At 44.7% G+C, this 13,727-nt stretch carries 7 protein-coding genes; 6 read left to right on the top strand and 1 reads right to left on the bottom strand.

What is annotated here, in order from left to right:
• The first annotated feature begins 152 nt into the window (after positions 1–152).
• The 4 genes from ABXS85_RS17570 (at position 153) to glgX (ending at position 9,609) form a co-directional block, all read left to right on the top strand.
• Entirely contained in the window at positions 153–1,760 is a 1,608-nt protein-coding gene (locus ABXS85_RS17570; protein WP_353667823.1) for a methyl-accepting chemotaxis protein, read from the top strand.
• Positions 1,761–2,200: 440 nt separating this feature from the next.
• On the top strand, positions 2,201–5,326 hold the full coding sequence (locus ABXS85_RS17565) for a glycoside hydrolase family 15 protein (RefSeq protein ID WP_353667822.1): 3,126 nt from the start codon (positions 2,201–2,203) through the stop codon (positions 5,324–5,326).
• A 23-nt stretch (positions 5,327–5,349) separates the two neighbouring features.
• Positions 5,350–7,545: a 1,4-alpha-glucan branching protein GlgB gene (gene glgB, locus ABXS85_RS17560; protein WP_353667821.1), complete on the top strand. Its 2,196-nt coding sequence runs from the start codon at positions 5,350–5,352 to the stop codon at positions 7,543–7,545.
• A 33-nt stretch (positions 7,546–7,578) separates the two neighbouring features.
• Positions 7,579–9,609, top strand: coding sequence for a glycogen debranching protein GlgX (gene glgX / locus ABXS85_RS17555; RefSeq protein ID WP_353667820.1), 2,031 nt, complete (start codon positions 7,579–7,581; stop codon positions 9,607–9,609).
• Between the two features lie 29 nt (positions 9,610–9,638).
• Here the strand turns inward: glgX and ABXS85_RS17550 are convergent, their stop codons facing one another.
• Positions 9,639–11,216: a methyl-accepting chemotaxis protein gene (locus ABXS85_RS17550; protein ID WP_353667819.1), complete on the bottom strand. Its 1,578-nt coding sequence runs from the start codon at positions 11,214–11,216 to the stop codon at positions 9,639–9,641.
• Positions 11,217–11,427: 211 nt separating this feature from the next.
• Here ABXS85_RS17550 and ABXS85_RS17545 point away from each other — a divergent pair, with 211 nt between their 5' ends.
• Entirely contained in the window at positions 11,428–12,693 is a 1,266-nt protein-coding gene (locus ABXS85_RS17545) for a response regulator (protein ID WP_353667818.1), read from the top strand.
• A 60-nt stretch (positions 12,694–12,753) separates the two neighbouring features.
• Entirely contained in the window at positions 12,754–13,725 is a 972-nt protein-coding gene (locus tag ABXS85_RS17540) for a serine/threonine protein kinase (protein ID WP_353667817.1), read from the top strand.
• Positions 13,726–13,727: the final 2 nt, after the last annotated feature.

Genomic DNA, 13,727 nt, shown 5'->3' with positions numbered 1-13,727 from the left:
TCAAATTGAGGCCATATCGTTAACTATCAACAAAAACCATGACCTAGCTCATGAAACCTAGGTAGCTTTCATTATAAAAATAATTAATCTTACCTGTTGAGAGACAAAGAAACCAAAGACCAACATAATAATCACCCTAGGGAAGGTAAACCATGCTGAACCGAATTAATGATATAAAAATCCGCTATAAACTCTGGGCCATCATAGCCTTAATGTCTCTGGGTACAGCTGCACTGATTCTGGTTTCCCTATCCTCGCTTTTCTACAGCCATGTGGACGCTAGAAAAGAGCGTACTGCTGATATCTTAGACATAGTGAACACGTCTTTATCCAGCTTTTACCATCAACAAGATGATCAGACGCTTTCAACTCAACAAGTACTAGAACAGGCTCTAACCCTGTTAAGCGATTTCCACTACGGAGAAGATCAAAGTGTTTGGGTGTTGGATAATAATCAAACCTTGCTCAATGCCCCAAACCATTATCACTCGCAACAGGCGCCCCGCTCTCTTTTGCAAGCTTTACAAAACAGTCAGGCTAAAAACGGCCACTACCAAGGACTGGAATTCGACTATCAAGATCAACAAGGCAAAACCCATCGCATGATTGCCAGCGCCTTATCATTTAGCCCACTACAACTTACTGTGGTGACCACAAGTTCAATGGATGAAGTCAGACATTTTTTTATGATAGCTTTGGTGGATTATGCGATCTTGGTGGGCATTCTAACCTTAGTCGTTGGTGGCACCGCCTTATTTATTATTCATCTGGTCACCACACGGGTAACCAGCTTGTGCAACACCATGACATCGGTCCAACACTCTGGCGATTTGACTCAGCGCGTGGAGTTCAGTGGTAAAGACGAAATGGGGGCGATGGCAACGGCGTTTAATAGCATGATGAACGATTTTCAAAGCATAGTACGCAACGTCACCCACTCCAGTGAAACCCTAGACGGTATTGTAGAACAAACCAATTCCTCAACAACCAAAACAGTGGAAGGGGTAGCACGTCAGTTATCCAATACGGACCAGGCCACCGAATTGATGCAAGGCGTTCTCTTGTCCGTAGAAGAAGCCCTTGGTATCGCCGAACAAGCCAATCATAAAACCGCCGAATTAGGTCAGCATTCGCAACAAGGGTTGGGGGTGATGAATAAGGCCAATATGGACATTCAAAGATTGTCACAAGAAGTAGGACAAGCCGCGCAACAAATTCAAACACTACGCGAGGAAGTCAGTCACATTCATGAACGTTTGGGCATCATTTCTGAAGTGGCAGAACAAACCAACTTGCTGGCCCTCAACGCTGCCATTGAAGCCGCCCGCGCAGGGGAACAAGGACGTGGCTTTGCTGTAGTGGCGGACGAAGTACGCCATTTGGCGCAAAGATCGCAACTCGCGGCGACGGAGATTGGCGGCTTGATTGATCGCTTAACACAACAAACCGATACGGCTGTAGGCGTGATGGAGTCAGCGCAAAGTACCGCCAATCAGGGGGCCAACCAAACCCAACAAGCTGGACAAGCCTTTTCAGAGATTGCCGATGGCGTAAATGCTATTTCCAAGCTCAACAGTCAGATTAGTGAATCTGCTAATAAGCAACACGATTCATCGCAAACCGTGCATCATGCGCTGGGCGACATCGCCGTTATTTGTCAGGAAAACAACAATAACTCCAGTGACATTCAAAGCTCGGTAAACAGCTTACAAGCCTGCGCCACTCAATTACGACAATTGGTACATCAGTTCAGCATCTAAACTGGAATCGAACAAGAAAAACGTAAGGTTTGGCATAAAATCGAAATTTATCAAGAAAATACACTCACTAATTGAGACTTAGACTATGCTTAAGGAAGGCGTGAATAAGTCTACTAACAATGACAACGACTTCTGCCTTGCTAATCTTAAATAGGGTAAGGGCCAGTACGAGAATGTCTCGCTATTATTCGAGGCAAATTTCGTCGTGCAATATCGAACCGGTTGGTAAGAAACGCCACAAAAAATAAAGAGTTTAGCCGTGCTGTTTAGGTCTTGCAGACAACTTGACATGCAGAAGACGGTTTCTGATGGGTTGATTATTTGTTTAGTAATTATGGAAGGTATGAACAAATCATGACTTAACAACATGCTCTACCCCCCAAAATCTATGTAGACGACATCGCATCTTCCTTAGACTATTTAAAAGGGTTGAAATAGAAATGCCATCTGATACACAAGATAAGCTCGACTCTCTTTACCAACACATTCAAGCCGTGATCCTATCTCGCCAGCATCCTGTCACTGGCCTTTTTCCCGCCAGTACCAGTATTAACAGTCATGGCAACTACACAGATGCTTGGGTGCGAGATAATGTCTATAGTATTCAAGCCGTTTGGGCCTTGCACCTAGCCTATAAGCGCGCCTCGGATCCTGACAAACGCTCTCATGAATTGGAATTTGCCTGTATTAAAATGATGCGTGGTCTATTGTTCGCCATGATGCGCCAATCTCATAAGGTGGAAGCCTTTAAACACAGTTTGGACCCAAAAGACGCCTTACACGCCAAATACGACACCAAAACGGGACTGGAAGCCGTTGCCGATGATGCCTGGGGACATTTACAAATAGACGCCACCAGCTTCTATTTATTGATGATGGCGCAAATGACAAAAGCGGGCTGTAGCCTCATTTTTTCCCGCGATGAATTCAATTTTATCCAAAATCTCATTTACTACATTTCACGCACCTATCGCACCCCTGACTACGGCATTTGGGAACGCGGTAATAAAGTAAATAATGGTAAAGCGGAAATTAATGCCAGCTCGGTGGGTATGGCCAAAGCCGCGATGGAGGCGATGGATGGACTCAATTTATTTGGTGACCAAGGGCCCGAATGGGCGGTGGTCCATTCGTTTGCCGACGCTGTGGCACGAGCCGGTTCAGTACTGCAATCCTTACTGCCCAAGGAATCTCGTTCTAAAGAAGTCGACAGCGCCATTTTAAGCATCATCGGCTTCCCTGCCTTTGCCGTCAATGACGAGCAACTTACCCGCCGTACGCGTCAAGAAATTATCAACAAACTCGGTGGCGAATACGGTTGTAAACGTTTTTTACTAGACGGTCATCAATCCGTATTGGAAGACCCTAATCGCATTCACTACGAATACGATGAATTGATTAACTTTGAGCACATTGAATCAGAGTGGCCCTTATTCTTCACCTATTTGTACATCGACCGCCTGTTTGCAAGAGACTGGGAAAGTGCCAACTTTTACCGACACAAATTAGAGGTCTTGATGGTAGAAAAGGACGGTCATTCTTTGTTGCCGGAACTTTACTATGTTCCTCAGGAAAACATACGTGCGGAAAAAGCCAAGCCCGGCTCGCAACGTCGTGTGGCCAACGATAATTTGCCCTTAGTATGGGCACAAAGTTTATATTTGGTCGGCACAATGCTCGACGATGAGCTAATTACCACTGACGATTTGGACCCACTTGGGCTACACAGAAACCAACATCGTAAGCGTAAGGTCAGCACTTCTCTGGTGATTCTGGCGCAGAATGATAAGGTCAAACGACGCTTAATGAATGCGGGATGTTTGTGCCAAACCTTAGCCGACATTGCCCCACTTAAAGCCATCACCGCGGCACAACTGGTGTCCACTTATCAGCACTTAGGTGAGTCCACCAGCTTAAAAATAACCGGCAGGCCACATCGAGCCTTGAACAGTTTGGCGACGTCGCAGGCGTTCTGCATTAATAATGCTGACTATCTTTGCTTATCTTGGATTCAGAACGAAGACAAAGATTACCGAAAAATTGATCCAAACCTTTTTCAAGCCCACATTCACAATGAACTCATAAACATAGCCAATCATTGGTATTACCGAGCCAACGCCGTATTCAGTATTTTGATTGATGAAGCCATTTGTGAGATGAGCAACAGCAGTGAACTGTTCGAATTTATTCGCCTCCTACAGAAAGGCGAACATGAAAAATACCGAGTGGTACCCCAATCGGCTAAAAATGCCTTTAAATCAGGCAACCGCCGCACCATTACCATGAAAACCAGTGACAATTTGGCCTTAGGTATTCAACTTAAACAACACGCAAAAAACTGGCCTTTAACGGAAGAAACAGATTACTTTGCTTTGGATCAGGAGCATTTATCATCTGAACAGTTGCTCAATCAGCTGGCCGATGAACCCTCTTTGCCACAAGCCGTTCACTGCCTCACCTTATTGGCCGAGCGAAAAGCACTGATGAACACCTTACCGAATTCAGAACCCGCTACCACGGCCTATAAGGTGCTCGATACCGTGTATTTTCAGGCTCTGATTAAGGAAGAATGGCGTGCCGCTCGTCAACTTTTTGCCTTACTCATCACACCTACTACAGATTTAGCCACCTACATAGCTGACATTACGGTGCGTCAGCGTTTATTGGTCATTGGCGAATCCTCACAGACAGAAATGGAAATCTCCACGCCTTTGCATCAAGACAAGATAATGGAAATGCTGCGTCAATCCTCAAGTTCACCACTGAGTTTAGTATTAAGCCATGAGCTGATTGCGATTACCGGAACCTTGATCCGCACCCATCCAGAGTTTTTCTCTGGGGTTCGCACCATTCGCATCCATAATTTGGTTATGTTGTGTGCACGGCACTTTAATCCCAATGGTGATGTGCCTATCTATGACACTCTGGCCAATCTTTCCCCCTTTGATTTGTATCAAACATTGGAACAGGTGCTACAACAAAAACACGATGAGTTTGCTCATGTTTCCAACACCCTTCAATATCATCACACTGCTGACATTCAGGGAACGATGAAAGACATAGACTGGTTTGATTGGCGTAGCCAACAGGGCATGATCACCAAACTGCCTGATTCTTTGTTATTACAACTCTGGGACAGTCTAAAACACGTTAACACCATAGTATTTGGCGATGTACAAAGTAAAACCGCGTTAGATTGTACTCGCGCCCTGAGCTCTATGACACCAGGAGAAGATACTTTTGCCTTGTTGATTGAAGACCTGACCTCGGACATTCATCCAAGTTGGTACAAGAGTCTTATTTTTGAGTGCCTCTATGCTTTTATTCAATTCTGCCAACAACACCCTAACTGCTTATTTAAACAAGAAATTAATCTGCCTTTATTAGTGTCTAAAGCCGCATTGGACTATGCTAAACAATATCGCGCCAAACACCCGGATGAAGATAAGGTAGCGATTGCCTTAGACGAGTTTGCACAAATTACACCCAGTAAAGCCAATCAGTTTTTACGCTGGGCGGTCAGCAAATTCCACAGTCATCTAAGACAAAGTGATACGAGCAAATAAAATGATTCTTGCTGGAGATTTACATGGATTTAGTCAAGCACGACCTGTTTCAAGATTTACTCAATGCTCGCTGTTCAGACCCTTTTGCTTTTCTCGGGTTACATCAAGACCCAGTTACGAAGGAACTTACTCTAACCACTTGGCAACCTCTTGCCGAAGAGATTGAGGTGATCGCCATTGATGAAGAAGTGTCCCTCGGCCAATTAAGCAAAATTCACCCTGCCGGTCTCTTTCGAGCCAGCTGGCCTAAAGGACATGACGGTTTTCATTATCGTTTGCGTATTCAGTATCAGGATGGAAACTGCCACACTTTGGTGGATGCCTATCAATTCGCTGGCAGCAGTTTTGCCGATCCTGAACATCACACCGCCAGCCTATACAAGAGTCAAGGTGCCATCCGCCGTGGCGCCCAAGTTAATTCACATCTCACTATCAATGGTACGCGTTTTGCGGTGTATGCTCCGGCAGCACGTTCCGTCTCTGTGGTTGGCGATTTTAATGGTTGGGATGGTCGGGTTCACCCTATGTCCAGTAATGGTGATGGTATCTGGCGTTTATTCATTCCCGATGTGAATCATGGCGCCCGCTATAAATTTGAAATTCGTGCACAAGATGGTGAACTCTTACCACATCGCACAGATCCTTATGCTAAGCGCATTGAGCAATATCCGTCTTTTGCCAGCATTACCTGTTTTGATCAGCAACATGAGTGGCAAGATCAGGCGTGGCAATCACGTCCTGAGCAAGATTTATATCAAGCCCCAATGAGCATTTATGAAGTTCATCTTGGCTCATGGCGACGTCAGAAAGACAACCAAGTATTAAGTTATCGACAACTCATTGATGAGTTGGTCCCTTATGTCAAAGACATGGGCTACACCCACATAGAGCTCTTACCGATTAGCGAATATCCATTTGATGGCTCTTGGGGCTATCAACCCGTTGGCTTGTATGCGGTCACCTCTCGCTTTGGTAACCCGGAAGACTTCAAAGCCTTAGTCGATGCTTTCCATCAAGCCAATATAGGCGTAATCATGGATTGGGTGCCAGCACACTTTCCAGCCGACAGTCATGGCTTGGCAAATTTCGACGGCTCAAAACAATACGAATACCCAGATCCGAAAAAAGGCTGGCATCCAGAATGGAATTCTTTGATCTATGATTTTGGCAAAGAGCATGTGGTGAATTATTTGATCAGTAATGCCGTTTATTGGTTAGACGAATTTCATATTGATGGCCTTAGGGTGGATGCAGTGGCCTCTATGCTGTACTTAGATTATGCCCGTGAAGAAGGCGAATGGGTGCCCAACCAAGATGGGGGTAATCATAATTATGAAGCCATCGCTTTTTTACGCAAACTCAATGAAACCATTTACCTCAATCATCCTAACTGCTTCACTGTGGCAGAAGAATCCACCGCCTTTCCTGGGGTCTCCAAGCCCACATTTATGAATGGCCTTGGCTTTGGTTTTAAGTGGAATATGGGCTGGATGAACGATACCTTGGCTTACATGAAACGCGATCCTATCTATCGCAAGTACCATCAAGGAGAATTAAGTTTCAGCATGGTATATGCCTTTGATGAGCAATTCATTTTGCCCATTTCCCATGATGAAGTAGTGCACGGTAAGCTATCCATGTTGGACAAAATGCCCGGTGATGCTTGGCAAAAATTCGCCAATTTACGCGCCTTTTATGTCTACATGTATACGCATCCGGGTAAGAAGCTCAATTTTATGGGGAATGAGTTCGCGCAGGGTCAAGAATGGAGTCACGAACGTTCCTTAGATTGGCATTTACTGGACATTGATTATCATCAAGCGCAACAAAAGCTGGTCAAGCAACTTAATTGGCTTTATCAAGAGCACACTAGCCTGCACTTTGATCATGAACCGGAAGGCTTTGAATGGATCAGTCATGACGACTCTCAAAACAGTATACTGTGCTTTGTGCGCCGCCGTAAAAATTCCTCAGAACACTTACTGGTTATCGTCAATTTAACACCCACACCGCACCCTCACTATCACATTGGTGTGCCACAAAAAGGGCAATATGAGCTATTACTTAACAGTGACGACGCAAGCTTTCAAGGCAGTCAATATAATACGCAAAGCCATTATGTAACGGAGACACAAGCCAGTCATGGTCGACCGCAAAGTATTGTCTTGTCTGTGCCACCATTAAGTGGATTGATTTTGCGTTGGCATAGCTTGGATTAATAAGGTCTTTAACATTAGCAGAGGAGACATTCGGTGGGTCGCTATCAAGTCAGTCAGGGACAAGCTTTTCCACTTGGCGCCAGTGTGACACAACAGGGGGTGAACTTTGCCGTGGTATCGGAAGATGCTACTCAGTTGCACCTTTGTTTATTTGACGATAATGAACAACTGATTGAGAGCTTACCTTTTGTTGCCAAGCATCGTGGTATTTGGCACATGCAGGTATTGGGCTTAGAGGCTGGACAAAAATATGGATTGCGTGCTGAAGGCCCTTTCGATCCCGCTAAACAATTACTTTTTAACCCAGCCAAACTATTAATCGATCCTTATGCTAAAGCATTGACGGGCAAATTGGTGTGGCACCCAGAACAAGCCAGCTTAGACGAGCAGTTGCAATTAGATAAAAGGGATTCAGCCCATTGTGTCCCCAAATGCATTGTCTTACCCTCATCAATAGAAGACTCACGTCCGCCACGCAATAGTATCAACCCACAGCAAAGGGTGATTTATGAACTGCACGTCAAAGGTTTTACACAACAACTGCCCATTGAAGAGGCACTAAAAGGTACCTATCTCGGCGTTATATCTGCGACTGCCATTACCCACTTACAAAGCCTTAACATCACCACGATTCAGTTAATGCCTTGCTTCACCTTTGCCACAGAGCGTCACTTACACAAGCTCGGGCTCAATAACTACTGGGGCTATAATCCTGTCAATTTTTTCACACCAGAACCCTCCTATGCTCAAGAGGATGCCATTAGGGAATTTCGAAGCATGATAGATGGCTTAAGGGAAGCCGGTTTTGAGGTAATTTTGGACGTGGTGTACAACCACACGGCGGAAAGCGAGATAGACCAGTCTTGTGTCAGCTTTCGCGGTCTGGACAATGCGCGTTATTACCGTCACCAGCATGGTGAGTATTTGAATTACACCGGCTGCGGTAACTGCATCAACACCCATAGTCCTGCCAGTATTCGACTGATTTGCGACAGCATGCGTTATTGGGTTAATGAAATGGGAGTAGACGGATTTCGTTTTGATCTGGGTGTCGACTTGGGCCGAGTGGAGCACGACTTTAGTGCCAACGCTCCCCTTCTGCAAGCCATTTTGCAAGACCCAGTATTGAGTCAAACCTGTTTGGTTATGGAGCCTTGGGATATAGGTCCGAACGGCTATCAAGTTGGCCAGTTTCCCAAAGGCTTCTTGGAATGCAACGATAAATACCGCGACACAATTCGCCGTTTTTGGCGTGGCGATCAAGGCATGATTGCCGAGTTTGCCACCCGCATCATGGGCTCAAGGGACTGTTTCCATAAAGGCCTAAAAAGCGCTCTCAATTCGGTAAATTACATCACTTACCACGATGGCTTTACCTTGCGAGATTTGGTGTCTTACGAGCAAAGACACAATCTTGCCAATATGGAAGACAACCGCGATGGACACGGGGACAACATCAGTGTGAATTTTGGTGTGGAAGGCCCCAGTGATGACCCTATCGTCGAACAACAACGCTTCAACCAACAAATTTGTTTACTGGCTTCGTTGCTGCTCAGTCAGGGCACACCTCACCTGCTAGGTGGAGACGAACTCAGCCACTCACAACAGGGTAATAACAATGCCTATTGTCAGGACAATGAAATCACTTGGCTCAATTGGCAAGCAAACAAGGTCTCACAGAGCTTGCAAACCAACTTGGCCAAGTTGATTAAGTTACGTCAGACCTACCCTATTCTGACCGAAGTGCATTTAGCAGACGACCCTTTATTTCAGCACTTGGGAACAGACCAAGTAGCTTGGTTAAATCAACAAAGTGAAGAAATGACAGAGCAAGATTGGCATGACGCAAATAACCACTATTTGGCCATGATGTTAACCACGGCAAATTTAAGCTGTCGTTTGTGGCTGGTGTTTTATAACCAAGCCACAGTAATTAGGGTGCCAGTGCCTGTGAGTCAAGGTCAACAAGTACCGGCAGAAGCGCTATTTTTATCCCCTAATGCTCAATTGAAAGAACAACAACTTTGCCTAAACGGTGCCAGTGTGGCATTGATTAAGCTGTAAAACTGATTATCTTGTCGCACAAAGGCTGATTATTCTTCTTGCACGTTCGACTTAAAGCCCATGCGAAAACCGCCCCAGTGTTCACCTTTAACAAAGATAGGAACAGATAAATCGTGCAGGATTTCTCCAGTATCACGTTTATAGGTTTGCAATAAAAAGCTCTCAGTGTGCGCCCCACAACGACTCCCTGTAGGATCATTGAAAATACGTTTGGTACGATTGTTGACCAAATCCGTGTCGTAATCCCCAGTCAAAGCCTGACTAAATTTTTTGTTATGGGTAGGAAAATAACCGTTTACGTCCACCGCACCAGCAAACATAACCTCATCATGCTGTGACAATATGGCCTCTTGTATCTTGGGAAAGTTCTCATCACTGTAATAATCATAGGCAGTACTGTATTTTTGCGGATTCGTTCCCTCAATAGGTTGATAATCACGAGAAAATATCTGCTGTTTACTGAGAATATTTTGATCAATGGCGTTTTCCAACAAGATGCCAATTTGCGTGGCAGCATTCTTAGCACTGGCCAACAAAGTAGAGAAAAACAAGTTATCATCCACTTTATCCAATTCACGAAACACCACTTCGGCACCATTACTTAAACTTGCTGCTTCATCTGACAAACGATCACTGCGTTTGGAAATGTCTTGTAAAGATTGACCAATACGATTGATTGAGCCACTAATTTGTGAGCTGGCTGAGCCCAACTCTTCGCTACTGCTTTCCACTTCGGTTAACACTTTCGACGCATTTTGTACTTCTTTCGTTAAACCAATGAAGCGATCCGTTTCCCCTAATAAGGTGCTCGATAACTCTTCTGCTAAGGTTTTTAGGGCCTGCATTTCATGATTGGTACCCGCGCTATTTTGTCGAACCTCATTCAGTAGAGTAGAGATTTGCTCGGATGCATCGGCGCTTTTTCCCGCCAACGACCGAACTTCATCAGCCACCACAGCAAAGCCACGCCCCTGTTCACCCGCGCGAGCCGCTTCGATCGCCGCATTCAATGCTAATAAATTGGTTTGTTCCGATACCCCTTTTATAACACTGGTAATGGAGTCAATGTCGTCCGCGCTTTTCATCAAGCGAGCCAATTGATCACTGGCACTTTGTACCTTGTTGGTCAATTCATTAATTTGCTCGGCACTTTGCGATAAAGCAGTTTGCGCTGTATGACTGGATTGGGCGGTTTCCGTCATGGTTTGAGTTAAATGGGCCAGGTTATTTGACAAGGTCATCCCCGTATTCGATAGGGTATCCACTGCCTGAGTTATTTGCTCACTGTCTTCATAGGTTAGATGAATGTCTTTACTGAGCGTATCCACAAAATGTGATACCTCAGCCGCACCAATCGCCATTCGCGAGGTGGCTTTGGTGACTCGTTGACCTACTTGCTGAATGTTTGCATCCATGTGACCTAAATCATGAGTATCCATGATATGAGTCTTTGCTTGAACGCGCTTTTCAGACCATCCACGCCATACTATTAAGGCCGACAAAAACGCCGCAATCGCCGTATAAGCAATGGGAATTTGTTCTTGCCAATTACCAAAACCAAGTAACAATAAGAGCCCTAGAGTACAGCTAATTTGAAAGTACAACATAATTCCAACCTTTGTTATTCTTTTCATCCATCCTATGCTGGGATTTATCAAGATCAATGTGATTCCAGCTACCTACGACTAAAGTAGTAATCCTTTTAACTTTACAAATTACCACACAATTATTGGTAAAAAATACTCACTAATTTTGGGCTTTATGTACATACCATGATATAACAAAGAAAAGATTTAGGTTAGTTTATTGGGTAGTCGTTTGACAGATTTAACCGCATTAGGCATTGAAGAAAACAACAGCGTTCAGCAAAAGCTAGTAGATATTGCGAAAAAACGTGTACTTATTATTGAAGACTTAGGTGAAATGCGCCTTATGTTGAAATCCCTAATGACGTCATTAGGTTATGTAAATATAGACGTAGAACCTTCCGGCCAACTGGCCATGAAACGTATTCTTGAAAAACACTATGATGTGATTTTGTCCGACTACAACCTAGGCGGCAGCATTGATGGTCAACAAATCCTCGAAGCATCTCGTAAAAATTACTCTCAAGACCACTCTACCGTCTTCATCATGATCACGGCTGATACCGCATATGAAAGTGTGGTCAGTGTATTGGAATATCAGCCAGACAGTTATTTAGTAAAACCTTTTCCTCCCGCCGCCTTTTTCCGCCGTTTTGATCGAGTGCAAAATCAGAAAAAAACCTTCGATGGCATTAATGAATCTCGCAAAAGTGGGCAACATGAAGACATGGCGGCACAAGCCAAAGACATCATGGAGCAATACCCGCATTACACGAATCAATGCTTAAAAATCATTGGTGAATCCTTGTATGCTCGAGGCCTCTATAAAGACGCTAAGAGTCACTATATGCTGGTGGTGAAGAATCACAAGAATCTTGCTTGGGCGCATTTCGGCATTGCCCAATGTGAAATGCAATTGGGTGCTGTAGGCGCCGCTATTCAAAAGTTAGAAGAAACCATCAATCTAAGCCGCCACTTTTTATCTGCTTATGACTTGCTGGCAGATGCACAAGAAGATCAAGGGGATCTTATCGAAGCGCAACAAACCATTAAGCGCGTTTTAGAAGTATCACCCCGTTCGAATGATCGTTGTCTGCGCTTGGCTGAGTTGAGTGCACAAGTTAATGATTGGGAAACGGCGGAACACGCCTATTCGCGTATTATTCGACTGACTCGAGATACCATTAATGAAAAAGTGGAATACTACTATGAATATCTAAAATGTCTGACCAATTTGATGAAGGAAAGCGGAGATAGCGCTAAGTTAGCCGATAAATTTAAACGCTCTTTGGTGCGTTTACGCTCCTTTGGTAAAGCCAACCCAGCGGCCATTTCCAATTCCTTCCGTATTGAGATTCAACAGTATTTAGCTCGCGACCACCTTGGTGAAGCCATTAAATCTTGGCAGCATTGGAATCGTTTAATTGAGTCTGGCCAAGCCTCTCCCCTGAGTGAAGCCCAAGAACACACCCTGAAAAAACGACTTGGCTTGCTTTAATCAAGCTTTCCTTATAGTGTCAGGGCGCCATCTATTTGACTCAAAGGGTAAAAGCTATCTATGAATGCGCAACAGGATTTTTCTAACCTGATTCCCGATGTTATTCTCGATGCTGTCGAGTCATTAGACTTCTGGACTGACGCCCGTATATACCCGTTAAATAGCTATGAAAACCGTGTCTATCAAGTTGGTATCGAAGACAGTGCACCACTGATTGCCAAGTTTTATCGTCCCCATCGTTGGCAACGAGCGCAAATCCAAGAAGAACACGATACGCTTCTGGCGCTCGCAGAGTCTGGCTTCCCCCTTGCTGCACCTTTGCAAATTAATGGTCACACTCTGTTTCAACATCAAGGATGGCATTTCTGTCTAACGCCACGTTTGGTAGGACAACACCCCGAAGCAGAGAATCTTGATCAACTTTTTCAGATCGGCGAGTTAATTGGCAAGTTACATCAAGCATTAAGCCATCAAAGCTTCCAACAACGTCCATCCGTCTCACCTTTAGAGCAAATCAATCAAGCCGCAACAGACATTATCAATAGCGGACACATGCCAACCAAACTGCAGAGCCCCTATCAAGCCAGCATTACTAAGTTGCTCAGCTTGTGTGAAAAACAAATGCAAAGCTTTTGGCCACATGCCTTGCGCCCCATTCATGGGGACAGTCACCGCAGTAATCTACTCATGGTCAACAATGAGTTTCACTTATTAGACTTTGACGACTGCCAAAATGGCGTGGCAATACAAGATTTGTGGCTACACCTTACTGACCTCTCACAAAGTCGCCAGCAATTGAGTGAACTGATCGAAGGGTATGAAAGTTATGCTGCATTTGATGTCAGAGAGTTGGCTTTGATTGATGTATTCAAAGCCACTCGCATCATTTGTTATGCCGCTTGGCTGAGCAATCGGTGGCAAGACCCAGCTTTTGTGAAAGCTTTTCCTTGGTTTACCAGTGAAGAATATTGGCTAAACCATCTTAATGAACTAAAAGCTTGCCAGACGGAATGGGGCCAGCTTTCTCTATGACA

It is taken from the genome of Marinomonas sp. THO17 (assembly GCF_040436405.1).
Lineage (GTDB): Bacteria > Pseudomonadota > Gammaproteobacteria > Pseudomonadales > Marinomonadaceae > Marinomonas.
This window is presented reverse-complemented; position numbering and strand designations above follow the sequence as displayed.